The sequence below is a fragment of the Nonomuraea sp. B10E15 genome (assembly GCF_039871615.1).
Classification (GTDB): domain Bacteria; phylum Actinomycetota; class Actinomycetes; order Streptosporangiales; family Streptosporangiaceae; genus Nonomuraea.
In genome coordinates this window covers 235,469-261,315 of the sequence record NZ_JBDPMB010000001.1, presented here as the reverse complement: position 1 = coordinate 261,315, position 25,847 = coordinate 235,469, and the positions used below count along the sequence as shown (strand labels likewise).

Annotated in this window: 22 protein-coding genes and 2 pseudogenes; 16 read left to right on the top strand and 8 right to left on the bottom strand. The window is 71.2% G+C overall.

Annotation, left to right across the window (positions count from 1 at the left end; translation table 11 throughout):
- Nucleotides 1–278: 278 nt before the first annotated feature.
- The 3 genes and pseudogenes from ABGB14_RS01245 to recA all read right to left on the bottom strand — a co-directional run.
- Entirely contained in the window at nucleotides 279–824 is a 546-nt protein-coding gene (locus ABGB14_RS01245; RefSeq protein ID WP_347643106.1) for a hypothetical protein, read from the bottom strand.
- A gap of 171 nt (nucleotides 825–995) precedes the next feature.
- Nucleotides 996–1,568 (bottom strand): annotated as a pseudogene (locus ABGB14_RS01240) (LAGLIDADG endonuclease); the annotation flags it as partial.
- Nucleotides 1,569–1,610: 42 nt separating this feature from the next.
- Nucleotides 1,611–2,459 (bottom strand): annotated as a pseudogene (gene recA / locus ABGB14_RS01235) (recombinase RecA); the annotation flags it as partial.
- A 442-nt stretch (nucleotides 2,460–2,901) separates the two neighbouring features.
- On the opposite strand from recA, the gene ABGB14_RS01230 reads away from it, so the two are divergent.
- Complete coding sequence (locus ABGB14_RS01230) at nucleotides 2,902–3,174, top strand: hypothetical protein (protein WP_347641621.1); 273 nt, start codon at nucleotides 2,902–2,904, stop codon at nucleotides 3,172–3,174.
- A 5-nt stretch (nucleotides 3,175–3,179) separates the two neighbouring features.
- On the opposite strand, the gene ABGB14_RS01225 is transcribed toward ABGB14_RS01230, so the two are convergent.
- Nucleotides 3,180–3,374, bottom strand: coding sequence for a DUF3046 domain-containing protein (locus ABGB14_RS01225; RefSeq protein ID WP_132596118.1), 195 nt, complete (start codon nucleotides 3,372–3,374; stop codon nucleotides 3,180–3,182).
- A 44-nt stretch (nucleotides 3,375–3,418) separates the two neighbouring features.
- Between ABGB14_RS01225 and ABGB14_RS01220 the strand changes: the two genes are divergently transcribed.
- Entirely contained in the window at nucleotides 3,419–3,613 is a 195-nt protein-coding gene (locus tag ABGB14_RS01220; protein ID WP_347641620.1) for a hypothetical protein, read from the top strand.
- Between the two features lies 1 nt (nucleotide 3,614).
- Here ABGB14_RS01220 and ABGB14_RS01215 read toward each other — a convergent pair whose 3' ends face one another.
- The gene (locus ABGB14_RS01215) at nucleotides 3,615–4,103 is read right to left on the bottom strand and encodes a VOC family protein (RefSeq protein WP_347620246.1); all 489 of its coding nucleotides are present in this window, start codon (nucleotides 4,101–4,103) and stop codon (nucleotides 3,615–3,617) included.
- 89 nt (nucleotides 4,104–4,192) lie between these two features.
- Between ABGB14_RS01215 and ABGB14_RS01210 the strand changes: the two genes are divergently transcribed.
- From ABGB14_RS01210 to ABGB14_RS01150, 13 genes are all read left to right on the top strand, one after another.
- A complete protein-coding gene (locus ABGB14_RS01210; RefSeq protein ID WP_347641619.1) occupies nucleotides 4,193–8,941 on the top strand; it encodes an ATP-dependent helicase in 4,749 nt (1,582 codons plus the stop codon).
- 84 nt (nucleotides 8,942–9,025) lie between these two features.
- Nucleotides 9,026–9,631 (top strand): TetR/AcrR family transcriptional regulator, encoded by a 606-nt coding sequence (locus tag ABGB14_RS01205; RefSeq protein ID WP_347641618.1) that lies wholly within the window; start codon nucleotides 9,026–9,028, stop codon nucleotides 9,629–9,631.
- Nucleotides 9,628–10,377 carry an ABC transporter ATP-binding protein gene (locus ABGB14_RS01200; protein ID WP_347641617.1) on the top strand — a complete coding sequence of 250 codons (750 nt, stop codon included), beginning with the start codon at nucleotides 9,628–9,630 and terminating at the stop codon, nucleotides 10,375–10,377. Before ABGB14_RS01205 ends, ABGB14_RS01200 begins: the two co-directional genes overlap by 4 nt.
- Nucleotides 10,368–12,122 carry a hypothetical protein gene (locus ABGB14_RS01195; RefSeq protein WP_347641616.1) on the top strand — a complete coding sequence of 585 codons (1,755 nt, stop codon included), beginning with the start codon at nucleotides 10,368–10,370 and terminating at the stop codon, nucleotides 12,120–12,122. Before ABGB14_RS01200 ends, ABGB14_RS01195 begins: the two co-directional genes overlap by 10 nt.
- 19 nt (nucleotides 12,123–12,141) lie before the next feature.
- A complete protein-coding gene (locus tag ABGB14_RS01190) occupies nucleotides 12,142–12,357 on the top strand; it encodes a hypothetical protein (protein WP_347641615.1) in 216 nt (71 codons plus the stop codon).
- Nucleotides 12,358–12,399: 42 nt separating this feature from the next.
- The gene (locus ABGB14_RS01185; RefSeq protein ID WP_347641614.1) at nucleotides 12,400–13,068 is read left to right on the top strand and encodes a GntR family transcriptional regulator; all 669 of its coding nucleotides are present in this window, start codon (nucleotides 12,400–12,402) and stop codon (nucleotides 13,066–13,068) included.
- 90 nt (nucleotides 13,069–13,158) lie between these two features.
- Nucleotides 13,159–14,775, top strand: coding sequence for an ABC transporter substrate-binding protein (locus ABGB14_RS01180; protein ID WP_347641613.1), 1,617 nt, complete (start codon nucleotides 13,159–13,161; stop codon nucleotides 14,773–14,775).
- Nucleotides 14,775–15,734: an ABC transporter permease gene (locus ABGB14_RS01175; RefSeq protein WP_347641612.1), complete on the top strand. Its 960-nt coding sequence runs from the start codon at nucleotides 14,775–14,777 to the stop codon at nucleotides 15,732–15,734. The genes ABGB14_RS01180 and ABGB14_RS01175 overlap by 1 nt, the downstream gene beginning before the upstream one ends.
- Nucleotides 15,727–16,593, top strand: coding sequence for an ABC transporter permease (locus tag ABGB14_RS01170; RefSeq protein ID WP_347641611.1), 867 nt, complete (start codon nucleotides 15,727–15,729; stop codon nucleotides 16,591–16,593). Before ABGB14_RS01175 ends, ABGB14_RS01170 begins: the two co-directional genes overlap by 8 nt.
- Nucleotides 16,590–17,555, top strand: coding sequence for an ABC transporter ATP-binding protein (locus tag ABGB14_RS01165; RefSeq protein WP_347641610.1), 966 nt, complete (start codon nucleotides 16,590–16,592; stop codon nucleotides 17,553–17,555). The genes ABGB14_RS01170 and ABGB14_RS01165 overlap by 4 nt, the downstream gene beginning before the upstream one ends.
- The gene (locus tag ABGB14_RS01160) at nucleotides 17,552–18,520 is read left to right on the top strand and encodes an oligopeptide/dipeptide ABC transporter ATP-binding protein (RefSeq protein ID WP_347641609.1); all 969 of its coding nucleotides are present in this window, start codon (nucleotides 17,552–17,554) and stop codon (nucleotides 18,518–18,520) included. Before ABGB14_RS01165 ends, ABGB14_RS01160 begins: the two co-directional genes overlap by 4 nt.
- A gap of 51 nt (nucleotides 18,521–18,571) precedes the next feature.
- Nucleotides 18,572–20,356 (top strand): gamma-glutamyltransferase family protein, encoded by a 1,785-nt coding sequence (locus ABGB14_RS01155; protein ID WP_347643105.1) that lies wholly within the window; start codon nucleotides 18,572–18,574, stop codon nucleotides 20,354–20,356.
- 186 nt (nucleotides 20,357–20,542) lie between these two features.
- The gene (locus tag ABGB14_RS01150; protein ID WP_347641608.1) at nucleotides 20,543–21,379 is read left to right on the top strand and encodes a polysaccharide lyase; all 837 of its coding nucleotides are present in this window, start codon (nucleotides 20,543–20,545) and stop codon (nucleotides 21,377–21,379) included.
- Nucleotides 21,380–21,403: 24 nt separating this feature from the next.
- On the opposite strand, the gene ABGB14_RS01145 is transcribed toward ABGB14_RS01150, so the two are convergent.
- From ABGB14_RS01145 to ABGB14_RS01135, 3 genes are all read right to left on the bottom strand, one after another.
- Entirely contained in the window at nucleotides 21,404–22,489 is a 1,086-nt protein-coding gene (locus ABGB14_RS01145) for a glutamate--cysteine ligase (protein ID WP_347641607.1), read from the bottom strand.
- Between the two features lie 88 nt (nucleotides 22,490–22,577).
- Complete coding sequence (locus ABGB14_RS01140) at nucleotides 22,578–23,228, bottom strand: M15 family metallopeptidase (protein ID WP_347641606.1); 651 nt, start codon at nucleotides 23,226–23,228, stop codon at nucleotides 22,578–22,580.
- 12 nt (nucleotides 23,229–23,240) lie between these two features.
- Nucleotides 23,241–24,389, bottom strand: a complete 1,149-nt coding sequence (locus ABGB14_RS01135; RefSeq protein WP_347641605.1) for an ROK family transcriptional regulator — start codon at nucleotides 24,387–24,389, stop codon at nucleotides 23,241–23,243.
- Nucleotides 24,390–24,526: 137 nt separating this feature from the next.
- Between ABGB14_RS01135 and ABGB14_RS01130 the strand changes: the two genes are divergently transcribed.
- Nucleotides 24,527–25,846, top strand: coding sequence for an extracellular solute-binding protein (locus ABGB14_RS01130; RefSeq protein ID WP_347641604.1), 1,320 nt, complete (start codon nucleotides 24,527–24,529; stop codon nucleotides 25,844–25,846).
- Nucleotide 25,847 lies beyond the last annotated feature (1 nt).

Genomic DNA, 25,847 nt, shown 5'->3' with positions numbered 1-25,847 from the left:
ACGCCCCGAACCATCGCGGTCCAGGCGGGGGCGGCCCGGCGTCGGAGGCGGGCAACCGGGCACGCCGGGACCTTCTGCCGGGCTGCCGGAATCCGTGGCGCCGCCGGGCTCGGGATCGGGGGTGCGAGGACGGTTGCGCCACTCGTCGAGTGATGGCCAGCCGTCCGCCGCCGAGAGAGCGAGGTCACGGCCCCGCGGCGAGGTGGACTTCGGCCAGGCGCCCCGATTGTGTGGCTGGGGCGCCTGTGGCCGCTCGGGGTTGCTCATAGGGTCAGCGATCAGACGTCACCCGGCTTGGGGGTGGACTTGGAACCCCGGCCGGAAGGAGCGGCCGCCGGGGCCGGAGCGGCGGGCTCGGCCGGGGTGTCGAGGCGTGGGCCGACACCCAGCTTGTCCTTGATCTTCTTCTCGATCTCGTTGGCCATGTCGGGGTGGTTGCGCAGGAAGTTGCGCGCGTTCTCCTTGCCCTGGCCGAGCTGGTCGCCCTCGTAGGTGTACCAGGCGCCGGACTTGCGCACGAAGCCGTGCTCCACACCCATGTCGATGAGGCCGCCCTCGCGGGAGATGCCCACACCGTAGAGGATGTCGAAGTCGGCGACGCGGAAGGGCGGCGCCATCTTGTTCTTGACGACCTTGACCCTGGTGCGGTTGCCGACCGCCTCCGTGCCGTCCTTGAGCGTCTCGATGCGGCGGATGTCCATCCGGACCGAGGCGTAGAACTTGAGCGCCTTGCCACCCGTCGTCGTCTCGGGGCTGTTGTGGACCATGACACCGTCGACGAAGTAGTTGTGCGTCCCCTCGATCTCGAGGTCGAACTTCCTCATGGAGCGGGCCTTCGGCTTGATGCGAATGTCAAGGATCCGTGAGGGCACGAGCCGCGGCTCGGGGTCGGCGAACTCCGGCTCGACCGCGAACTGGCCGCGATAGCGAGGCAGGAGCTTGTAGGCCATAGAGGGGTGGACGTAGGGCGCCACCAGCTTCTGGAACGTGGCCGACGATGCCGTGTCGAACTGCAGGACGGCCACGCCCCGGGCCCCGCGATGCTGAACCTGCACGTTGAGGCCATAGGTGTCACACAGGTAGTCGCGAAGACGCTCCTGGGAGCCCTGGCTCATCGCCTCGACGCAGATCTCGATGCGACCGGAACCGCCTTCGGTGCGCTGCTGCAACCCTTTCGAACGGAGCGTGAACGAGCCATCGTCCATGTACCACACCGCCAGAGCCAGAGGTGTCAGCGCCTTGAGGTATTCCGAGGTGATGTGCTTCTTGCCGCCACCGAGGTAGACCACCTGGCGCAGCTCTTCGAGCTCGGGAAGAGGAGTGAAGTCGGCGAAGACCGCGCCCTTGGAGTTGGTGCTGCGGCTGTGGGTGATGTTGCCGAGCATCGAGCACTTCCAGGACAGGTAGTCCTCCTGCTTGGCGCCATGCCCCATGCGGAAGCGAACGCCGGTGCGGCCACGGCGATTGGGCGACAGGTTTCCATCTCCCATCAGCGACCCCAGGATGACCTGCCACTGCTTGTCGCTCAAGCGGTGGGTCTCCGTGAGCATGACGCGATCTCCCGCGATCAGCTCACCGGCGTCACGCCAGCCGCCCGGGGTGCGGATCTGGTGGTTCTCCGTCGCAGCGAACTGGGCCTTTCCGTTTCCGCCCGACTTGGCCACAGTGAACTGCAGGAACCGCTCGGCGTTGCCGTTGTCGAACCAGTTGACAATGCGGCGGGGAACGAGCTTGTCGGTCTCCGGGTCGTAGGAGAGAACCTCGACGTCCATCTTCTGATTGACGATCTTGCCGATTTTCTCCTGTGTGCCGTCGGCGAGCGTGACGCGCGTGCCGTACGACATGCAGCCGAACATCACACCGATCTTCTCGCGGAGCTGGTTGATGAAGATGGCGGTGGTGCCGGTGCTGCTCAGGGCACCGGCGATCTTGCGCAGCGCCTGGGACATGAGGCGGGCCTGGAGGCCGACGTGGCTGTCGCCCATCTCACCCTCGATCTCGGCCTTGGGCACGAGCGCTGCCACCGAGTCGATGACGATGATGTCGACGGCGCCGGACCTGATGAGCATGTCGGCGATCTCGAGCGCCTGCTCACCGGTGTCGGGCTGGGAGACCAGCAGGGCGTCGGTGTCGACGCCGAGCTTCTTGGCGTATTCGGGGTCGAGGGCGTGCTCGGCGTCGACGAACGCCGCGATGCCGCCGGCCCGCTGGGCGTTGGCCACCGCGTGCAGGGCGATGGTCGTCTTGCCCGAGGACTCAGGGCCGTAGACCTCGACGATGCGGCCACGCGGCAGGCCGCCGATGCCGAGGGCCACGTCGAGGGAGATCGACCCGGTGGGGACCACCTCGATGGGAGCTCGGGCGTCGTCGCCCAGGCGCATCACTGAGCCCTTGCCGAACTGCCGCTCGATCTGGGCGAGTGCGGTCTCGAGGGCCTTCTCGCGGTCGTTGATAGCCATGGAACTCCCCCTGGAGGATCGTGGTCCGGTCAGTCGAGTGAAAGCTACGGCCTGCCACCGACATTTTCTGGGACTGCCGGGGAAGACGTGGCTCGGCGCGCTTCCATCGTAGCCGAACGGCTGTTCGAGCACAGCGGGAACACGCCACGAGCCGTGCCCCGCCCTGAAGCCGATCAGCGCAGGTGACTTAAGGTACGCCAGGACGTCCCGGCGGTGGCAGGGTTTCCGGCATCGCCGCCGGGAGTCCACCAGGACCGGATCCTCGAAGAGGCCCCTCGGCTCTGCCCACCCGGATCCTCATGGATCCGGAACACTGGAAGCCCGCGCTCCGCGTAATTCCTCGATCTCGCCACGTGATGTTCACGAGGGTCGGCCCCGGCGTGTTGTGATGCGCGGTGAGCTGGGGAGACTCACTGCAGGGCGAAAGCTTGGAGGCGGCGACGTGGCGAGCGGCTTCACCGGGGAACGGCGCGTCCATCTGGAGTCGCTCGCCGAACTGCTGCCCGACGTGGGACTGGTCAGCCGGTTGGTCGGCGAGGACGATCCGGTGTTGTGGGTGTGGCATCCGCGCACCGGCCGCCAGACGATCATCTTCGCGACGCCGTCCGGCCAGGGCTGGCTCTTCCTTTGGTCTGCGGGAGGGCAGGGCAGCGCCGACGATCTGGAGAGCACGGCCGCGGCGCTGCGCCGGGCGCTGGACGCGGCCCAGCCCTAGCCGCTTCAGCGCAGCTTGGGCGAGACGTCCTCCACCTGGCACACGGCGCGCCAGACGGTCTTGGCGCTCTCACCGTCGGCCAGCGCCTGCGTCACCGTCCGCCCGCCGAGCGGGGCGAGCACGTAGTCGCGCGCCCATGACTCGGCGTAGGTCTCACCGAAGTGAGCGTTCATCCGTCTCCAGAACTCGGTCAGGCGCATGCACTCAAGTATGGAAGCCCGCCGCGGGTGGGTAGGACATCCCCATGCCAAAGACCCCCAAGTCTTCACCCCCGAAGTCAGCCGTCGCCAGGGCCAACAGGGCCAGGCGCCGCCGGTTGCGGCTCGCGCTGCGCCTCGCCGTGCGGAAGGAGAAGGAGGAGCGTGCCGAGCGGCACGCGGGCATCAGGCGGTTACCGCGTACGGGCAGGCCGCGAACGCGCAGGGCGTCGCGCCGCTAGGTCACATCACCCGCGCGCCGTACATCTCACCGAGATGGTCGGCGAGCAGTTCCAGGCGGGCGCCGTCGGGGTCCTTGAAGTAGATGGAGGCGCCGCTCTCGATCTGGTGCGGCACGCCGGCCATCTCCAGCTTCCCGCGCAGTCGTTCCCACGTGGCGGGGTCGACGGAGATCGCGATGTGGTGCAGCCCGCCGAGCACTTCCTGGTACGGCCCGAGGTCGAGGCCGGGGAAGTCGAAGAAGGCGAGCAGGTTGCCGTTGCCGATGTCGAAGAAGAAGTGGCTGGAGCCCTTGTAGTCGCGGTTTTCGATGATCTCGGTGAGCGGGAACTCCAGGAGTTCCTGGTAGAACGTTATGGTCCGTTCCACGTCGGACGACAGCAGGGCCACGTGGTGCAGGCCCCGCGCGCTGCTGGACGGCCGGTGCGGTAAGACGTGACGCCGCCTGAGCTCCGCACGGCGGGCTTCGATGGACGCGTAGTCAATGGTCACGGTCGCTGTATGTCCGCCATGGCGCCCGCTCAATCACGCGCCGTCGTGCGAATGCGGTTTCTGTCGGTGACGCGAGGCAGTATGTGCTGGTGAGCTCGCTAGACCACTTCAGCCAGATGACCAGGCAATGGTTCACCGGAGCATTCCAGGAGCCCACCGCCGCCCAGGAGGGGGCGTGGGAGTCGATCGCGCGCGGCGACAACACCCTGGTCGTCGCGCCCACCGGGTCGGGCAAGACGCTGGCGGCGTTCCTGTGGTCCCTCGACCGGCTCGCCGCGACGCCGGTCGATGAGCGGGTCCAGGAGCGGCCCCCGAGACGGCCCGGGGGCCGGGCCCAGGGGCAGGCCGGGCGCAGGGGCACGCGCGTGCTCTACGTGTCGCCGCTCAAGGCGCTCGCCGTCGACGTCGAGCGCAACCTGCGCGCGCCGCTGGCGGGCATCAAGCAGACGGCGCGGCGGCTGGGGCTGCCGGTGCCGGAGATCTCGGTCGCGATCCGCTCGGGCGACACCCCGGCGGAGGACCGCAGGCGGTTCGCCGCCAGGCCGTCCGACATTCTGATCACGACGCCCGAGTCGCTGTTCCTGCTGCTCACCAGCCAGGCACGCGAGGCGTTGCGCGAGGTCGAGACGGTGATCGTCGACGAGGTGCACGCGGTCGCGGCCACCAAGCGGGGCGCGCATCTGGCGCTCACCCTGGAGCGGCTCGACGCCCTGCTCGAACGGCCGGCGCAGCGCATCGGGTTGTCGGCGACCGTGCGCCCGGTGAGCGAGGTGGCGACGTTCCTGGGCGGGGTTCGCCCGGCCACCGTGGTGCAGCCGCCGTCGGAGAAGCAGATCGAGATCGAGGTCGTCGTCCCGGTCGAGGACATGACGGAGATGGAGGGCGGCAAGCCGCAGGAGGGCGAGGAGTTCGCGCCCGAGCCGAGCGGCAGGTCGATCTGGCCGCATGTCGAAGACCGGCTCTTCGACCTGATCGGGGCGCACAGCTCGACGATCGTCTTCGCCAACTCGCGGCGGCTGGCCGAGCGGCTGTGCACCCGGCTCAACGAGCTGGCATATGAGCGCGAGCACGGCACGGAGGCCGTCGATCCGTCGATCTGGGAGACGGGTCCGCCCGATCAGGGCCGCGCCGCCGAGCCTCCCCGGCGCACGCCCGCCGAGATGATGGCGCAGGCGGGATCCGCCAAGGGGGTCGTGACGGAGATCGTACGCGCTCACCACGGCTCGGTCTCCAAGGAGGAGCGGGCGCAGATCGAGGAGGCGCTCAAGTCGGGCAGGCTGCCCGCCGTGGTCGCCACCTCCAGCCTGGAGCTGGGCATCGACATGGGCGCGGTCGACCTGGTCGCGTGCGTGGAGGCGCCGCCGAGCGTGGCCAGCGGGCTGCAGCGCATCGGCCGGGCGGGCCACCAGGTGGGGGCGGTGTCCAAAGGGGTGATCTTCCCGAAATACCGCGGCGATCTGGTGCAGACGGCCGTGGTGGCCGAGCGCATGAAGAGCGGCGAGATCGAGGAGCTGCGCTATCCGCGCAATCCGCTCGACGTGCTGGCCCAGCAGATCGTCGCCATGACGGCGCTCGACGAGTGGACGGTCGACGAGCTGGAGTCCGTGGTCAAGCGGTCCGCCCCCTACGCCACGCTGCCGCGTGGCGCGCTGGAGGCCACGCTCGACATGCTGGCCGGCCGCTATCCGAGCGAGGAGTTCGCCGAGCTGCGCCCCCGCATCGTGTGGGATCGCGTGACCGGCACCCTGCAGGGGCGTCCAGGGGCGCAGCGGCTCGCGGTCACCAACGGCGGCACCATCCCCGACCGCGGCCTGTTCGGGGTGTTCCTGGTGGGCGAGCGCTCCTCCAGGGTGGGCGAGCTCGACGAGGAGATGGTCTACGAGTCGCGGGTGGGCGACGTGTTCGTGCTGGGCGCGACGTCCTGGCGGATCGAGGACATCACGGCCGACCGGGTGCTCGTCTCACCGGCGCCGGGGCAGCCGGGCAAGCTGCCGTTCTGGCACGGCGACGCGCCCGGCCGTCCGGCCGAGCTGGGCCGGGCGATCGGGCGGTTCCTGCGCGAGCAGGCCCAGCAGGGCTCGACCGACCGGATGCGGGCGGCGGGCCTGGACGCCTACGCCTCGGGCAACCTGCTGGCCTACCTCAACGAGCAGCGCGAGGCCACCGGCTACGTCCCCGACGACCGCACGTTGCTGGTGGAGCGTTTCCACGACGAGCTGGGCGACTGGCGGGTGGTGATCCACTCCCCCTACGGCGCGCGGGTGCACGCGCCATGGGCGCTGGCCGTCAACCGGCGGCTGCGCGAGCGTTACGGCGTCGACGTGCAGGCCGTGCACTCCGACGACGGCATCGTGCTGCGCATCCCCGACACGCTGGCCGAGCCTCCCACCGACGTGGCGGCGTTCGACGCCGAGGAGGTCGAGCAGATCGTCACCGAGGAGCTGGGCGGGTCGGCCATGTTCGCCTCCCGGTTCAGGGAGTGCGCGGGGCGGGCGCTGCTGCTGCCGCGCCGCACGCCGGGCAGGCGCAGCCCGCTGTGGCAGCAGCGCCAGCGGGCCGCCCACCTGCTGGGCGTGGCCTCCCGATACGCCTCGTTCCCGATCGTGCTGGAGACGATGCGCGAGTGCCTGCAGGACGTCTTCGACGTGCCCGGCCTCGTCCGGCTCATGCGCGACATCGCGGCGCGCAGGGTGCGGCTGGTGGAGGTGGAGACCTCGCAGGCCTCCCCGTTCGCGGCGTCGTTGTTGTTCCACTACGTGGGCGCGTTCATGTACGAAGGCGACGCGCCGCTGGCCGAGCGGCGGGCGCAGGCCCTGGCCCTCGACACCACGCTGCTGTCCGAGCTGCTCGGGCAGGCCGACCTGCGCGAGCTTCTCGAACCCGACGTGATCTCCGACAGCGAGCGCGAGCTGGCCCGGCTCGACCGGCCGCTGCGCGACGCGGAAGACCTCGCCGACCTGCTGCGCTCGCACGGCCCGCTGCTGGCGCCCGACGTGAGCGTGCGCGGCGGCGACCCGGCCTGGCTGCAGGAGCTGGAGCGCGCGCGGCGGGCGATCAAAGTACGCGTCGCGGGCGAGGAGCAGTGGGCCGCCATCGAGGACGCGGCGCGGTTGCGTGACGCGCTCGGCGTGCCCCTGCCGGTGGGGGTGCCGCACGTGTTCCTGGAGCCGGTCGCCGACCCGCTGTCCGACCTGGTGGCGCGGCACGCCCGCACGCGCGGGCCCTTCCACGCCGGCACGGCCGCGGCGAGGTTCGGGCTGGGCGTCGCCGTGGTGACGGACGCGCTGCGGCGGCTGGCGGTGACCGGGCGGGTCGTCAGCGGCGAGTTCCGGCCCGGCGGGCGGGGCGAGGAGTGGTGCGACGCCGGGGTGCTGCGGATGTTGCGCCGCCGGTCGCTGGCAAGGCTCCGCAAGGAGGTCGAGCCGGTCGCGCCGGAGACGCTGGCCCTGTTTCTCCCGGCCTGGCACGGCATCACCGGCTCGGGGCCGGCCTCGGCGGGGCGGGCGGGGGCGGCCAGGGCGATGGACTCCCTGGTCCGCTCCATCGAGCAGCTCCAGGGGGCGGCCGTGCCCGCGTCCGCGCTGGAGACGCTGGTCCTGCCCGCGCGGGTGCCCGGCTACCATCCGGCGCTGCTCGACGAGCTGACGTCGTCCGGCGAGGTGATGTGGGCGGGGCAGGGCTCACTGCCCGGCGGTGACGGCTGGGTGTCCCTCTACTTCGCCGACACCGCGCCGCTGCTGCTGCCCGAGCCCGCCGAGATCACCATGACGCCGGTGCACGACAGCGTGCTGGAACTGCTGGGCGGGGGTGGCGCGCTGTTCTTCCGCGGGATCTCCGACCAGCTCGGCTCGCTCGACGACACGACGCTCGTCGCCGCGCTGTGGGACCTGGCGTGGGCGGGGCGGGTGTCAGGTGACACGCTCGCGCCGCTGCGGGCCACCCTCGGCACCGGACGGCCCGCGCACCGGCCCGCCACCACGCGGCGGCGCCGGGCGGTGCTGCCGAGCAGGAGCGGGCCGCCCACGGTGGCCGGGCGGTGGTGGTTGCTGCCCGGCCCCGCGCCCGACGCGACGCAGCGGGCCAACGCCCAGGCCGAAACGCTGCTCGAACGGCACGGGGTGGTGACGCGCGGGGCGGTGACCTCGGAGCGCCTGCCCGGTGGGTTCACGCCGGTCTACCAGGTGTTGCGGGCGTACGAAGAGAGCGGGCGCTGCCGGCGGGGCTACTTCGTCGAAGGGCTCGGCGGTGCCCAGTTCGCGCTGCCCGGGGCGGTCGACCGGATGCGCGCCATGGCACCGGGCATCGCCCCGGGCGCGTCCGGCTTCGCGCCGGAAACCGGGCTCGGACCGGGTACCGAACCGGGGCCGGGGGCCGGATTCGAGCCGGGCGCCGGGCTCGCGCCGGGGACCGGGGGCTCGCCGGCAACCGGATTCGGGGGCGTTTCCGCGGGCTCCGGGCGGTCGGGCGGCTCAAGGCGGGCGGTGGTGCTCGCCGCCGCCGACCCGGCCAGCCCGTACGGCGCCGCGCTCCCCTGGCCGCAGCATCCCGGCGACGTCGGGCACAAGCCGGGCAGGAAGGCCGGGTCCCTGGTGGTCCTGGTCGACGGCCACCTGGTGCTCTACGTCGAGCGGGGTGGCAAGACCCTGCTGTCGTTCACCGACGACGCGCGCCTGCAGCCGGCCGTCGACGCCCTCGCCCTGGCCGTACGCGACGGCGCGCTGGGCAAGCTGACCGTGGAGCGGGCCGACGGGGCCTCCATCGTCGACTCACCGCTGGCGGCCGCTCTTGAGGCGGCGGGGTTCCACCCGACGCCCCGCGGCCTGCGCCTGCGCGCCTGACCGAGCTCCGGCGTCCTTCGGGCACGACGCCCCGGGCAGGCTCCAGGCGACACTCGAGTTGAATGACCGTTTAGAATTCTGATCATGCCGTCAGAAAGTCGCACGTTCATTGAGCAGGCGCGCCGGGCCCAGATCATCGCGTGCGCCATCGAGGTGCTCGCCGACCAGGGGTACGCCCACACGACCCTGGCCAGGATCGCCGAGCAGGCAAAGATCAGCACCGGCGTGATCTCGTACCACTTCGGCGGCAAGAAGCAGCTCATCGATGCGGTCGTCGCGGAGGTCGCCAGGATGGCGACCGACCTGATGGTCCACCGCATCCTCGGCCAGTCCACGGCGAGCGACGGCCTGCGCGCCTACATCGAGAGCAACATGGAGTTCATGCGGCTGCGCCGCAAGCCCCTGCTGGCGCTGATGGAGGTGATCACGCACACTCCGGGCGAGGAGGGCGGCCCCGGGCCGTACGCGGTGCAGGCCGAGGTGGCGATCGCCGACCTGGAGAAGCTGCTCGGCTGGGGCAAACGGACGGGCGAGTTCCGCGACTTCGACCAGCGCAGCATGGCCGTCAGCATTCGCGGCGCGATCGACGCGGTGCCCGGCCACCTCCTGCATGATCCGGACTTCGACCTCGACCTGCACACCCGCGAACTCGTCACCTTGTTCACCATCGCCACCAGGAGAGACCCATGACAGCCGCATTGGAGATCAAGGGGTTGGCCAAGACGTTCGGCGAGAACGTCGCCGTCGACCACATCGACATGACCGTTCCCCAGGGGTCGTTCTACGGCCTCGTCGGGCAGAACGGCGCGGGCAAGACCACCACGTTGTCCATGGCGGTCGGCCTGCTCAGGCCGGACGCGGGAACGGCGCGGATCTTCGGCGCCGACGTGTGGTCCGATCCCGGCCGGGCCAAGCAGCTGGTGGGCGTGCTGCCCGACGGAATGGCCATGCCGGAGCGGCTCACCGGCCGCGAGGTTCTCACCTACCTCGGGCTGCTGCGCGGGCTGGGCAAGGAGGTGGTGGCCGAGCGGGCCGAGGAGTTGCTGTCGGTGCTGGAGCTGGACGGGGCCGAGAAGACTCTGGTGATCGAATACTCGACCGGCATGCGTAAGAAGATCGGCCTGGCCACGGCTTTGTTGCACGCGCCCAAGCTGCTGGTGCTGGATGAGCCGTTCGAGGCAGTGGACCCGGTGTCGGCTGCCACGATCAAGATGATCCTGCGCGGGTTCGTGGCGGGCGGCGGTTCGATCGTGTTGTCGAGCCATGTGATGGCGCTGGTCGAGCAGCTCTGCGACCACGTGGGCGTGATCGACAAGGGCCGGGTGGCGGCGGCGGGCCCGCTGCAGGAGGTGCGCGGCGCGGCGACGCTGGAGGACCGGTTCGTGGAGCTGGTCGGCGCGGGCTCCACCGGCACCAGGGGATTGTCATGGCTGTAGCCGTCACTCTGGTCCGGATGAAGGTCGCGATCCTCCGCCATTCGGTCACGGGACAGCGCGGCGGCACGATGGCCACGGGCGGCGTGCTCGGGCTGGTGCTCGCGGCGGGCACGATCTACCTGACCCTCCTTGACGGCGACTGGGCGGCCGCCGCCTACGCCGTGTGGATGCTCGGCTGGATCATCGGCCCCGTCTTCTCCGGCGGCGGCGACGAGACGTTGCGACCCGAGTTCTTCGCGCTGGTGGGGTTGCCGCCGGCGCGGCTGGCGGGCGGGCTGTTGGTCTCGGCGTTCGTGGGCGTCGCGCCGGCGGTCAGCCTGATCGCCCTGTCGGGGCTCGTGGTGGCGGGCGCGCGGGAGAGCGCCGTGGCGGCGCTGGTCGCGGTGCCCGCGATGGTGTTGCAGCTGGCGGTGTTCGTGCTGCTGTCGAAGGTGGCAGTGGGACTGCTGGGCATCGCGCTGCGCTCGCGCGTGGGGGCGATCGGCGCCGGGGTGATCAACGGTGTGGTGCTGGCGTTCCTGGGGCAGGCGTGGGTTTTCGCGGTGGCGTTCGGGCAGGGCGGGCGGATTCCCGAGTTCGTGCGGTACCTGCCGTCGGGGTGGGGGTTGCTGGCGGTGCGGGGCGGCTATTGGGCCCTGGCCGCGATGGCGGTGCTGATCGTGCTGCTGCTCGGCGCGTGGGCGGCGCTGCTGACCCGGCGGGCGGGCGCGTCCCGGCCGTCGGCGCGTGGCCGCCGGCCGATGCGGGCGGGCACGGCGGGCACGGCCGTGGTCGCCAAGGAACTGCGTACGTGGTCGCGCGACCTCGTGCGCAACCATCAGCTGACGTTCGCGCTGGCGTACGGGCTGTTCTTCGCGGGGGCGCCGCTCGTGCTCGGCTGGGCGGGGCTGCTGCCGTGGGCGGGGCCGATGTTCATCGTCATGGCGGCCGCCATGACGTCCAACCTCTACGGCACCGACGGCACCGCGCTCTGGTTGTCGCTGATGACGCCGGGCGCGTCCGACGTGCGCGGCCGGCAGCGGGCCTGGCTGGTGATCGTGGGCCCGGTGGCGGTCGTGCTCGGGGTGGCGCTCGCCCTGGTCGTGGAGGGCACGATGCCGCTGATCCTGGCGGCCACGGTCGCGCTGCTCGGCGGCGCGGCCGGGCTGGTGCCGCTCATCTCTGTGTTCGCGCTGGTGCCCGGCACCGACCCCCAGAAGCGCGGCGGCAACCCCCTGCGGACGAGCGAGGACGACGGCTCGCTGACCGGCCTGGCGTACCTGGTGCTGGTCCTCGTCGCGCTGACGGGCGCGCCCGCCATCGTGGTGGCGGTGCTGTACGGCTGGTGGGGCGTGGCGGCCGGGGTGGGCACCGGCGTCCTGTGCTACTGGGGGCTGGGGCTGCTGGCCGAGCGGCGGCTGGCCGCCCGGGGCCCCGAGCTGCTGCACATGATGCGTACGGGCCGCCGCCCCGACGGAGGAGCCGGCACGGCGTTCAAGATGCCGGACATGCCCAAGGTCCAGCGGGTGATCGTCATGACCTGCTGGTCGCTCGGCGCCATCCCGCTGTTCCCGCAGGGGATCGTGGCCGGCATCTTCGTGAACAACGGCATGCTGGAGCACTCGTGGTTCCTGGCCACGTACATGGAGCCGGGGCTGCGCGCGCCGACCGTCGCGGTCATGATCGTCCTCGGCGTGGCCATGTACGGCACGGGCCTGTGGCTCACCTATCGCGCCAAGCGCCGCGCGGGCGCGGCCACCGGGTGAAGCGGCTTCCGTCCGGCTCGTGCGGACCGCGAAGGTGATCTACCTGACGGCACGACCGGCCTGGTCGAGGAGCCTGCAGAAGTGCCTGGTCCGTGGCGGAGCGGTCGAGGTCCTGCTGATCGACCCGCAGGGCACGGTGCCGGAGGAGGCGATGACGACGGGAGAGTTCGGGCGCATGTGGGAGGTCAGCCGGGTGGCGGAGGAGGCGGGCCGGAGTCCACGCGGGGAAGCCTGACCCGCAATGGAGCTGTATACGATAAGTCATCAAATGAGTGGCATGACGCTGGGCGCGGCCCATCAGACATTACGCGACGAGGTCACCGAGGAGCTGCGGCGCCGCATACTCTCCGGCGAGCTCGCCCAGGGCGAACGGCTGGTCGAGGACCGGCTGGCCGCCGCGCTCGGCGTCTCGCGCAATCCGGTACGCGAGTCCATCCGGGTGCTGGCCGCCGAGGGCTTCATCGAGGTCGTCCCCCGGCTCGGCGCCACGGTCGCCCGCCTGTCCGCCGAAGAGGGCGAGGAGCTCTTCGACGTGCGCATGGCGATCGAGGGGCTCGCGGCCCGGCTGGCGGCGCGCAGGCGTGATCCGGCCGCCGCCGAGCGGCTCCGGCAGGTGCTCGAGCAGGCCAGGCAGGCGGTGGAAGCCGGGCGCCTGGAGCGGGTGGCCGACCTCAACACCGCCTTCCACCTGGCCGTGGGCGAGGCTGCGGGCAACTCCTACCTGAGCCTGATGATGAAGCCGATGCTCCAGCGGGCGCAGTGGGTCTTCAGCCAGACCGCCGCCGCGCGCGGCCCGCACTCCTGGTCAGAACACGTGAGCCTGTACGAGGCCATCGCCGCGGGCGACGAGGACGAGGCGCAGGCCAGGGCGGTCGCGCACGTGGCCGCGGCCAGGAGATCGTTCCTGGTGGCCGTGGGCCGTACAACAAAACACCCGAACGATTAGAAAACGGTCAGATAACAACACAGCGTTATGAAACACTTATGAAATGTCAGGTCTTGTATACAGTCTCCTAAAAGGTTCTACGGAGGCCCCATGAGACCGTCCCCCAGGCTCTTCGCGGCGCTCGCCGTTCTCCCCGTGGCCCTGGCGGCATGCGGCGGAGGCGGATCCACCGGCACGCCCGCCGCACCTCCATCCATCGCCGACGCCACCACCGACAACCGGCCGGTCAAAGCGGGCGGCACGCTCAACATCGCGCTCAACGCCGACCCCGACGCACTCGACCCGAGCTCCGCGACCACGCTGGTGGGTCGCGAGGTCTTCGCGAACATGTGCGAGAAGCTCTACGACATCGACGCGGCGTCGGCTCTGGTGCCGCAACTGGCCGCCGCCCTGCCGGAGGTCTCCGACGACGGCAAGGAGGTGACGATCAAGCTGCGCGAGGGCGTGAAGTTCAACGACGGGACACCGCTCGACGCCGAGGCCGTCAAGAAGTCGCTCGACCGGCACCGCACCTGGAAGAAGTCGGCGCGCCAGGCCGACCTCGCCCCGGTCGACAAGGTCACCGTGGTCGACCCCGCCACGGTCAGGCTCACGCTCTCGCAGGCGTTCACCCCGCTGACCGCGCAGCTCGCCGACCGCGCCGGCATGATCATGTCGCCCAAGGCGCTGGACGAGGCGGGCGACAACTTCGGCGCGAGCCCCGTGTGCGTGGGACCGTTCGCGTTCGCCGGCCGCACCTCCGGCAGCCAGATCGTGCTGGAGAAGGCGCCCGACTACTACGACGCGGCCAAGGTCAAGCTCGACAAGCTCGTCTACAAGATCATTATCGACCCCAACGTACGGGCCGCCAACCTGAAGTCCGGCGACGTTCAGGTGGCCGACCAGCTCGCCACCACCACGGTCAAGGGCGTGCAGGCCGACCCCAACCTGAAGGTCGTGGCGGGCGGCGGCCTCGGCTACTACGGCGTCACGATCAACGTCGGCAACGCCGACGGGGCCACGGAGAAGGCCGGCGCGGTGGACACGGCGCTGGGCAAGAACCCGCAGCTGCGCGAGGCGTTCGAGCTGTCCCTCGACCGCGAGCTGATCAACAAGACCGTCTACAACGGCCTGTACGAGGCCGACTGCTCGCCCCTGCCGCTGGACAGCCCCTACCGGGCGCAGGACCTGCAGTGCTCGAAGCGCGACGTCGCCAAGGCCAAGCAGCTCGTCCAGGCCTCCGGCGTGCCGACGCCGATCCCCGTCAGCCTCAACACGCCCAACGACGCCACCAACATCCGCCTGGCGCAGGTCATCCAGCAGATGGCCAAGGAGGCGGGCTTCAACGTGAGCGTGAAGACGGGCGAGTTCGTCAGCAACCTGGAGCAGGGCAAGGCCGGCGACTTCGACGCCATGCTGGTCGGCTGGTCGGGCCGGGTGGACCCGGACGGCAACCTCACCGGCATGGTCACCAGCCGCGGCGCCAACAACTACAGCGGCATGTCCGACCCGGGCATCGACGACCCGGTCAAGGAGGCGGCCGCAGAGTCGGACACCGCCAAGCGGGCGGAGCTCTACAGCAGCGCGACGAAGAAGATCGCCGAGCTGCGCGGGATCGTGTACCTCTACCACAACAAGTACTACCTGGGCATGAACAAGAACGTCGCCGGAGTCCAGTACTTCAAGGACGGCCTGCCGCGCTTCGTCACCGCCGGGTTCACCTCCTGATGCTCTGGTTCATCCTCCGGCGCTGCGGATCCGCGGTGATCGTCATGTTCCTGGGCAGTGTCCTGATCTTCCTGGGGATCAGGGCGCTGCCCGGCGACCCGGCCACCGTCATGGCGGGACAGGAGGCCTCGCCCGAGGTGGTCGAGGCCATCCGGCAGGAGTTCGGCCTGGACAAACCACTGCCCGCACAGTACGTCGACTACATCGGCCAGACCCTGACCGGCAACCTCGGCCGCTCCACGCAGGACCAGCTCCCGGTGATCGACATCATCGCCGAGCGGCTGCCGGTGACGCTGGAACTGTCCGCCCTCGCCATGCTGGTCGCGATCGTCATCGGCGTGGGCGCGGGCATCGTGGCGGCGGTGCGCCGCGGCAAGGTCGCCGACTACGTCGCCACCGGGTTCGGCCTGGCCGGGTTGTCGGTGCCGCACTTCTGGCTGGGCCTGCTCGCCATCCTGCTGTTCGCGGTCACCTGGCGGGTGCTGCCCGCCTCCGGATACGTGCCGTTCACCCAGGACCCGGCCGAGAACCTGCAGCGCATGATCCTGCCCGCCCTCGTGCTCGGGACCGGCTTCGCGGCCATCCTGATGCGGCAGACCCGCTCGGCCATGCTGGGCGCGCTGTCGGCCGACTACGTCAGGACCGCGCGGTCCAAGGGCCTGTCGGAGGCCAAGGTCGTGGGCGCGCACGCGCTGCGCAACAGCCTGACGACCGTCGTCACCGTGCTCGGCCTCCAGCTCGGCGCCCTGATCAGCGGCGCCGTGGTGACGGAGCAGATCTTCGTGATCCCCGGGTTCGGCAAGCTGACCGTGGACGCGGTGCTGACCAGGAACTACCCCGTCATCCAGGCCGTGGTGCTGATCACCGTGATCGGCTACGTCGTCGTCAACCTCCTGGTCGACATCGCCTACGCCTTCCTCAACCCGCGGATCAGGCTGTCAGGGGGCTCCCATGACTGAACAGGCCGTCGCGGCGGGCCGGGCCGCCCGCAGGCGCAGGTTGTGGCGGCGCTTCCGGCGGCGGCCGATGCCGATGGCCGGGCTGGTGCTGGTCGCGGGTTTCGTCCTGCTGGCCCTGGCGGGGCCGCTGGTGACCGGCGACCCGGCCGCGCAGGACTACCTGGCCACGCTGGCACCGCCGTCGCCCGCGCACCTGATGGGCACCGACGACCTGGGCAGGGACGCGTTCGCCAGGATCGCGCACGGCGCGCAGGTGTCGCTCCAGGCCGGGGTGCTGTCGACCCTGCTCGCGATGGCGGTGGGCATCCCGATCGGGCTGGTCGCCGGGTTCTACCGGCGCTGGCTCGACCCGGTCGTGATGCGGCTGGTGGACGTGACGCTGGCCTTCCCCTTCCTGGTGTTCGCGGTGGGCCTGGCGGCGATCATCGGGCCGTCACTGAAGGGCGTGGTGCTGGCGCTGGGCTTCTCCCAGCTGCCCGCCGTCGTCCGCATCACCCGGGGCGAGGTGCTGGCGGTCAGGGAGATGGACTACGTGGCGGCGGCCGTCGCCGACGGCGCCGGCGACGGGCACATCATCTTCAGGTACGTGCTGCCCAACTGCGCCAGCCCGCTCATCGTGCAGGCCACGGTGGCGATCCCGGCGGCCATCATCGGCGAGTCCACGCTGTCGTTCCTCGGGCTCGGCGTGCAACCGCCGACGGCCTCGTGGGGAGTGATGCTGACCACCGCGCAGCAGTACCTGAGCGACGCGCCGTGGCTGGCCATCTGGCCCGGCCTGATGATCGCCCTGGCCACGCTCGGCTTCAACCTGCTCGGTGACGGGCTGCGCGACGTACTGGACCCGAGGAGCGGCCGATGAGCCTGCTGGAGATCACCGACCTGACCGTCGGGTTCGACACCGAGGACGGCCTGGTGCAGGCGGTCAGGGACATCTCGCTCACCCTGGACGAGGGCGAGATCCTGGCGTTGTGCGGCGAGTCCGGCTGCGGCAAGTCGGTCACCGCGATGTCGGTGCCCCGGCTGCTGCCGCCCGACACGACCCGGTTGTCCGGCTCGGTGCGGCTGGACGGCCGCGAGCTCACCACGCTGCCCGAGCCGGACCTGCGGCACGTACGCGGCAAGGACGTCTCGGTCGTCTTCCAGGAGCCGATGACCTCGCTCAACCCGTCGTTCAGCGTCGGCTACCAGATCACCGAGGTGCTGCGCAGGCACGAGGGCCTGTCTCGGCGGGCGGCCGGCGACCGCGCGGTCGAGCTGCTGGAGCTGGTCGGCATCCCGGCGGCGGCGCGCAGGATGAAGGAGTATCCGCACCAGCTGTCCGGAGGCATGCGGCAACGCGTGATGATCGCGATCGCGGTGGCCTGCTCTCCCCGGGTCCTGATCGCCGACGAGCCCACCACGGCGCTCGACGTGACGATCCAGGCGGGCGTGCTGGACGTCTTCCGCGACCTGCGCGACCGGCTCGGCACCGCGATCATCCTGATCACGCACGACCTGGGCGTGGTGGCCGACATCGCCGACCGGGCCGTGGTCATGTACGCGGGCCGCGCCGTGGAGCAGGCCACGGTGACCGAGCTGTTCGCGAACCCGCGCCACCCGTACACGCTGGGGTTGATGCAGGCCCTGCCCACCGCCGCGGTCGGCGGGCGGCTGGCCGAGATCCCCGGCATGGTGCCCTCGCCGCTGTCCGACCCCGACGAGTGCGCCTTCCACGACCGCTGCCCGCGCGTCCAGGCCGACTGCCGCCTCTCGCGGCCCTCGCTCGTACGCCAGGCGGAAGGCCATCTGGCGGCCTGCTTTCACCCGGGAGGCACGGAGTGATCCTGCGCATCGACGACCTGGTCAAGCACTACGGCCAGGTGCGCGCCGTGGACGGCCTGTCGCTGGAGATCGGCCAGGGCGAGGTGCTCGGCCTGGTCGGCGAGTCCGGCAGCGGCAAGTCCACGGTGGGCAAGTGCGTGCTGCGCCTGACCGACCCGACCGCGGGCACGATCGAGCTGGCCGGCCGCGACATCACCCGCCTGTCGCGCCGGGCCATGCGCCCGCTGCGCCGGGACATGCACATGGTCTTCCAGGACCCCTTCTCCTCGCTCAACCCGCGCTTCACGATCGAGCAGATCGTCGGCGAGCCGCTGCTGCGGCACAAGGTGGCCGACCGCCGGGGCGCCTCCGAGCGGGTGTCGGCCATGCTGGAGAAGGTCGGGCTGCGGCAGGAGATGCGCTCGCGGTTCCCGCACGAGCTGTCCGGCGGGCAGCGCCAGCGGGTGGGGCTGGCCAGGGCGCTGGTCCTGGAGCCGAAGCTGGTCGTGGCGGACGAGCCGGTGTCGGCGCTCGACGTGTCCGTGCAGGCGTCCGTGCTCAACCTGATCACGGATCTGCAGCGGGACATGGGCTTCTCCTGCCTGTTCATCACGCATGACCTGTCGGTCGTGGAGTTCCTGGCCGACCGGATCGCCGTCATGTACCTGGGCAAGATCGTGGAGTCGGGCCCGAAGGCCGAGATCTTCGCCGCGCCGCGGCACCCGTACACGCAGGCGCTGCTGTCGGCGGCCCCGGTGGCCGATCCGGTGCGGCAGCGCGAGCGGCGCAGGATCGTGCTCGGCGGCGACGTGCCGAGCCCGGTCGATCCGCCCTCCGGGTGCCGGTTCCACACGCGGTGCCCGCTGGCGTACGACGCCTGCCGCACCGACGAGCCCCCCTTGACCGACGCGCGGGGCAACGGGCATCCGGCCGCGTGTCACCTCGTCACGGCGGACCGCATCCCCGACGCGGCCGCTCATCGCTAGAAGGAGAATGGTTTGTTCACCACCAGGCCCGAGCTCTCAGGCGACTTCGGCATGGTCGCCAGCACGCACTGGCTGGCGTCAGCCGCCGGCATGGGCGTGCTGGAACGCGGCGGCAACGCCTTCGACGCGGCCGTTGCCGCCGGGTTCGTGCTGCAGGTCGCCGAGCCCCATCTGAACGGCCCTGGCGGTGAGGTGCCGATCCTGCTGTGGAGCGAGGCCGACCAGAAGGTGTCGGTGGTGTGCGGCCAGGGCGTGGCACCCGCCGCGGCCACGATCGAGCACTACACCGGGCTGGGCCTGGACGTGGTGCCCGGCACGGGGCTGCTGGCGGCGACCGTGCCGGGGGCGTTCGGCGGCTGGATGCTCATGCTGGAGCGCTGGGGCACCTGGTCGCTGGCCGACGTGCTGGCCCCCGCGATCCACTACGCCGAGCACGGCGTGCCGGTGCTGGAGCGGATCTCCGCCACGATCGAGTCGGTCGCGGGGCTGTTCACCGACGACTGGCCGACGTCGGCGGCGACGTGGCTGCCCGGCGGCGCCGCGCCCGCGCCGGGGTCGAAGCTGGCCAACCCGGTGCTGGCCGCCACCTACCGGCGGCTGGTGGCGGAGGCCGAGTCGGCGTCGAGCACCCGCGAGGGTCAGCTCGCCGCCGCCAGGAAGGCCTGGTACGAAGGCTTCGTCGCGGAGGCGATCGCCGAGTTCAGCGCCAAGACGGCCTGGCGCGACAGCTCCGGCGAGGTGCACGGCGGGCTGCTGACCGGCGACGACCTGGCCGGCTGGGCGGCCTCCGTCGAGGATCCCGTGACCTTCGACTACCGCGGGCACACCGTGTGCAAGACGGGGCCGTGGGGGCAGGGCCCGGTGTTCCTGCAGCAGCTCGCGCTGCTGTCCGGGTTCGACCTGGACGCGATGGGATATCTCAGCGCCGACTACGTGCACACGGTGACGGAGGCCGCCAAGCTCGCCTTCGCCGACCGCGAGGCCTGGTACGGCGACGCCGACGTGCCCATGTCCGATCTGCTGGGCGAGGCGTACAACGCGGGGCGGCGCGCCCTCGTCGGCCCCGAGGCCAGCATGGAGCTGCGGCCGGGAGCGCCCGGCGGCCGGACGCCCAGGCTGCCCGTCCTCCCCGCGCCCGGCACCTCCAGCAGCGCCCCCGGCGTCTCCGGCGCGCGCGCCCCGCAGGGTGTCGGCGAGCCCACGGTCGCCAAGAGCGCGGGCGGCGTGGAGGTGACCGCCGCCGACGGCACGGTCAGGGGCGACACCTGCCACGTCGACGTGGTCGACCGGCACGGCAACATGGTCTCGGCCACGCCCAGCGGCGGCTGGCTGCAGAGCTCGCCCACCATTCCCGCGCTGGGCTTCTGCCTGGGGACGCGGGCGCAGATGTTCTGGCTGCAGGAGGGCCTGCCGGCGTCGTTGCGGCCCGGTGCGCGGCCGCGCACCACGCTGTCGCCCTCGTTCGCGCTCAGGGACGGCCGGCCGTGGCTGGCGTTCGGCACCCCGGGCGGCGACCAGCAGGACCAGTGGAGCCCGAACTTCTTCCTCTCCGTCGTGCACGGCGGGCTGAACCTGCAGGAGGCCATCGACGCCCCCATGTTCCACTCCGAGCACTTCCCCAGCTCGTTCTTCCCGCGCGGCTCGCGCCCCGGCGTCCTGCACGTCGAGGACCGCCTCGACCCGGGCGTCGTCGCGGAGCTGCGGCGGCGCGGGCACGAGGTGGAGGCGCAGGGTCCGTGGGCGCTGGGCCGGCTCAGCGCGGTCGCCCGTGACGGCGCCTTCCTCAAGGCCGCCGCCAACCCGCGGGGCGCGCAGGGCTACGCCGTCGGCCGGTGACGCCGGTCGATGAGCCGAGCGGCGTGACCGTCGCTCGGGGAAGCCGCGCCGAGGGCCGGTTGCCGGGTGATCACCTGACACCGGCACGGTGCGCGCCCCCGTAGAGTGGCGGCCTTCGCCCAGCACGGCGGCGCGCGGGACGCGAGGCCGCCGCCGTGCTCCCGACCCGAGGAGTGACCAACCCAGGTGTGCGCTTTCGCCAAGCCGGTGTCCGCGGCCATGTCGGTGTTCGCCGCCGTCGGCCTCTGGCCCGTGAACGCTCACGCGTCGGCCGCTGTCCTCCGGCTCGATTACGAGAACGGCGCGAGCAGCTCGGGGCAGCCGGCGCTGGGGTTCAACGAGTGCTGCAAGCATTCGATCCAGGTCGACGATCTGCCGCGGACCGGCAAGTACGCGATCCGCAGCATCCTGAAGTACGGCGACGCGGCGGTCGCCGGGGGCAGCCGGGCCGAGAGCCATTCGATGAAGGTCAAGGACAGCCACTTCAGGTCCGGCAGGACCGTCTACTACGGGTTCAGCATCTACCTGGCGAGCAGCTGGCAGAGCGACTCCAGGGAGGACATCCTCTTCCAGTGGAAGCCCTGGCGTGACAAGTGCGAGGCCGACAAAGCCCCCAGCGCCTTCCTCACCGTGCAGCCCTCGGGGAAATGGCGGCTCAGGGTCAACTCCGACGGCAACGCCTGCTCGACCCCGGACTCCGTGAAGAAGGTGAGCTTCGACCTCGCCGAGGTGCGGCCGGGGCAGTGGCACGACTTCGTCTTCAGGTTCGCGTGGAGCCACGGCAGTCAGGGCGCCGTCGACGGCTGGTACCAGACCCACAAGAGCCCCGGCTGGCGCAAGGTCGTGACCGCCACCGGGCCCAACACCTTCAACGACGACGCCACGACCCAGGGCTACCTGAAGTGGGGCATCTACAAGCCGGCCTGGAACAGCGGGCCGACCGACGTCACCAGCCGCACGGTCTTCCACGACAACATCGCCGTGGGCAGGTCCTTCGCCGAGGTCGACCCGGCGAAGGGTTAGCACCCCGGTGACCACGGTCCTGGTCTAGGCGACCGTCGCCTCGATCAGGTCGTCCACCACCTCGGCCAGGTCGTTGCCCCTGGAGTGCACCCGGCGCTGGCGCATGGCTCCCGAGCCCTGGCGCAGCAGCCGGTCCAGACCCTCCTGGACGAACGTCAGGTCGCCCGCCTCCGACAGCGCGGGGCGTACGTGCTCGAGGAGGCGCCCGGCCATCACCGGGGCGGGCACGAGCGTGCCGTGCCGCACGTCCATGCTGTCGCCCAGCAGCCCGTCGCGGGCGGCCCGCCAGTAGGCGGCGCGCAGCACCTCGGCGGGGACCGGCAGCCCTCGGTCGCCGCGCCCGACGGCCTCCAGGGAGGTCACGACCAGGGCGCGGATGAGGCCGATCAGGGTGAGGCTGTCGGCCACGTCGAGGGGCACGTCGGCCACCCTGATCTCCACGGTCGGCAACCGCGGCGACGGTCGGGAGTCCCAGAAGACGGTCCTGGAGTCGAGCAGCACGCCCGACTCCGCCAGCGAGCGCAGCGCGAGCTCGTAGTCGCGGTACGACGGGAAGTAGGGGGGCGCGCCGGAGACCGGCCAGCGGCCCCAGCTGATCACCCGCCAGGACGCGTACCCGGTGTCGCGCCCCACGAAGAACGGCGAGTTGGCGGCCAGCGCGATCAGCGTGGGCAACCACGGCCGCAGGTGGTTGCCGACATAGACGGCGTGCTCCTCGTCGGGGACGTCCACGTGCACGTGCAGGGCGCAGATGCTGATCTCGTCCTGCAGCGCGCGGTAGAGCACCCTGCCCTGGTGGTAACGGTCGTCGTCGGTGAGCGGCGGCTGCATGACGTTCCCCAGGACGGGGATGCCGCTCGCGACGACGGCCAGCCCGCACCTGCGGGCCGCGTCCGCCACTTCCTTGCGCACGGTGCGCAGCTGCGAGCCCAGCTCGCTCAGGTCGGCGGACGGCGGCGTGCGTGCCTCCACCTGGAATCGGGTGATTTCTTGCACCACGTCCAGCACGTCCGTGGCCGCGGCCAGGACTTCGGCCGCTCGGGGAGCCACGTGGCGGGTGCGGGGATCGACGACGAGGTATTCCTCTTCGATCCCGATCAACGGAACCATGCCCACACCTCGTTGGGGAGTCCAAAAGCCTCCGTACGAAGTTGTGCCCGTACCGTGCCCTCGGGGAAACCCGTCCGACAGGTGCTTGTCAGATGGGTCCGTAGAGGGCGTAAGAGGCGCGTGTGGCCATGGCCCAGTAGCGGTCGCCGTAGGACCAGTGCCACCACTCCGTGGGATAGTTGACCAGCCCGACGGGCTCCAGCGCGGCGGCGAGGAGCTTGCGGTGGGCGCGGGCGTCGTCGGAGATGGTGGGGGCGGCGGTGTAGCAGGCGCCGTCGCTCTGCTCGGGGTTGTCGTTGACCTGGGTGCCCATGTCATATTCGGTGCCGTTGGGGGCGCACAGGGTCAGGTCGACGGCGGCGCCTGCGGTGTGGGGGGCGACCTCGACGGGAGACACGTAACGGCTCGCCGCGACATAAGACTCGTCGGGCGACATGTCGGGGAACGCCGCCTCCAGCTCCGCCCGGTATTCGTCGAAGATCCGCCGCTGCGTCGCGATGGGGCGGTAGCCCTCGACGATCAGCAGGTGATAGCCGTCGGGCAGCAGGGCTTCCGCCTTCTCCAGGCGGTCGAGCAGGCCGGATCGCAGGTGGGCGTACGCGCCGTCGGCGTCGGCCATGCGCGTGTCCACGCGCAGCCGCCCGCGTACGTCGGTCAGCGGTTCGCCGCACTCCTGCACCGGGACGGAGGCGACACGGGGGTCCGAGATGAGCACGACATCGTTCGGGGACTGCCACATGGGCAGAAATTCTCACACAGTGTCGGAGAAAACCTGTTCCCGGGCCTGTTCCAGCGCCGCCACCAGGGCGCCGCGCAACACCGGGTTGCCGGCGACCCCGGTCGTGACCACGGTGGGCCGGCTGGGGCACACGCGCGCCACCGCCTCCTGCACCTTGGCGGCCAGCCGCGCGCCGCCCGCCCTGCCGACGTCGCCGCTCAGCACGATCAGCCCGGGGTCGAGCACGACCGTCACGGCCGCCGCGCCCACGGCCAGCCGCCGCGCCACCTCGTCCAGATAGCCCTCGTCGCCGCTGCGCACGAGGTCGGGCACCGTGTTGCCGGTCAGCCCGCGCCGCTCGGCCAGGCCGCGCAGGGCGTCGTGTCCCACCAGGCGCTGGAACGAGCCCGACTGCGGCTGGGAGACGTCGGCGGGCAGCGGCTCGCCCGGCACCGGGAGCCAGCCGATCTCGCCCGCTCCCCCGGTGATGCCGCGGTGCAGCCTGCCGCCCAGCATGACGCCGAGCCCCTGGCCGACGCCCGCCCAGATCACCACGAAGTCGTCGTGCCCGGCGGCCGCTCCGTGCTCGTGCTCGGCGAGGGCGACCAGGTTGACGTCGTTCTCGATCGTCACCGAGGCGCCGAGCGTCTCGCGCAGGCTGGCCAGCACGCCGACGTGCCAGGCCGGCAGGTCGTACGACCAGCGCACGTCCCCGCTGACCGGGTCGACCACGCCTCGGGTGCCGATGACGAAGGAGCGCAACCGTGACAGGTCGATGTTCGCCGCGTCGCAGGCCCGCCGCACGGCCGCGTGCACCGCCTCGACCGGATCCCGGCCGTCCGAGGGGTTGAGTGTGATCTCGACCACGGTCCTGCCTGTGATGTCCGCCACACCGACGCGGAGGCTGTCGGGCAGGACCTCGAGCCCGGCGACGTAGGCGCAGGAGGGCACCACGGCGTAAAGGGCGGCGTGTGGCCCCCTGCCGCCTGCCCGCTCCCCCGTGACCTCGACGAGCCCCCGCTCTTCGAGCCTGACGAGGAGCTGACCTGCGGTGACCTTGGACAGCCCGGTCCGTTCCCCGAGCTGGGCGCGGGTGAGGGGGCCGTCTCCGATGAGCAGTTCGAGCGCCGCCCGGTCGTTCAGCCGGCGCAACAACCGAGGGGTTCCCGGGTCTCGGCTCATCGACGTGGCCCCTCTCGTCACGATCGGCTAACGGGCGTTTTATTAAGGAAAGTTTCTTGTTAGTTTATCAGCATCGTTCGGCATTGACGATCAGCCTGGTGCGGACCGTAGGCCGGCACCCGGGAAGGGAGAACCCTGTGAGGATCGCGAAGATCACAGCCACCACGGTCACCACGGCCGCCCTGGCCCTGGGCCTGGCAGCCTGCGGGTCCGGCGAGACGCCTGAGTCCTCACCGAGCGCGGCCGCCGCGAGCGGGCCCAAGTACGCCGGCAAGACCCTGACCTTCTGGCGCCTGGGCGACACCAACCCCGACGCCCAGAAGTACACCGACCAGCTGGTCGCCGAGTTCGAGAAGCAGACCGGCGCCAAGGTGAAGGTCGAGTGGATTCCATGGGCCCAGGTCAACGACAAGTTCACGGCCGCGGCGGCGGGCGGCGCCGGCCCCGACGTCACCGAGATCGGCAACGACCAGGTCCCGCTCTGGCAGAGCCAGGAGGCGCTGGAGCCGGTCACCGACATCGTGGCCTCGGGCGACCAGGCCCAGATCCCGAAGAACCTGATGGGCCTGGAGACCATCGACGGCGAGACGTACGCCGTGCCGTGGGGCGGCGGCACCCGGGCGGTGCTCTACCGCGCCGACTGGTTCAAGGAGCTCAAGATCGAGGTGCCCAAGACCTGGGACGAGCTCGTCGCCGCCGCCAAGAAGATCCAGGCCGAGAAGGGCTCCGACGTCGACGGCTTCGCCTTCAACGGCGGCTCCGACGCCAACCACCTGCTCGGCGCCCTCTCCTGGACCGCCGGCGGCGAGTACGCCGTCAAGGAGGGGGACAAGTGGGTCGGCAAGCTGACCGAGCCGGGCTTCAAGACCGGCTTCGCGCAGTACACCGGCCTGGTCACCGACGGCCTGTCCAGCAAGTCACGCCTCAACCAGAACACCAGCGAGATCCGCACCCGCTTCGCCAACCACAAGGTCGGCATGTACCTCACCGCCGCGTGGGACCTCGCCGGAATCGAGGAGGACAGCAAGGGCAAGCTCAAGGGCGACAAGCTCGCCTTCTTCGCCCTCCCGTCCCAGTCGGGCGGCGAGGCGCAGGCCTTCCTCGGCGGCAACGACATCGCCGTCTGGGGCACCTCGGAGGAGAAGGACGCGGCCAAGGAGTTCGTGAAGCTGGCATCCGGCAAGGAATGGGGCGTCAAGTACGCCACCGACGGCGGCCTGCTCCCCGTCTATCCCGAGGCCCTCGCCAAGCTGGCCGAAGACCCGGTGCAGGCGCCGTTCGCCGCCGCCTTCGCCAAGGCCAAGGCCTTCCCCGCCGATCCGCAGTGGACCGAGGCCAACGAGACCAAGGCGGTGCTGCAGAACGCCGCCCGCAAGGTCATCGAGGGCAAGGCGTCCGCCGACGAGGCGCTGGCCGCGGCCAACAAGGAACTCGAAGACATCCTCAACGCCTCCTGAG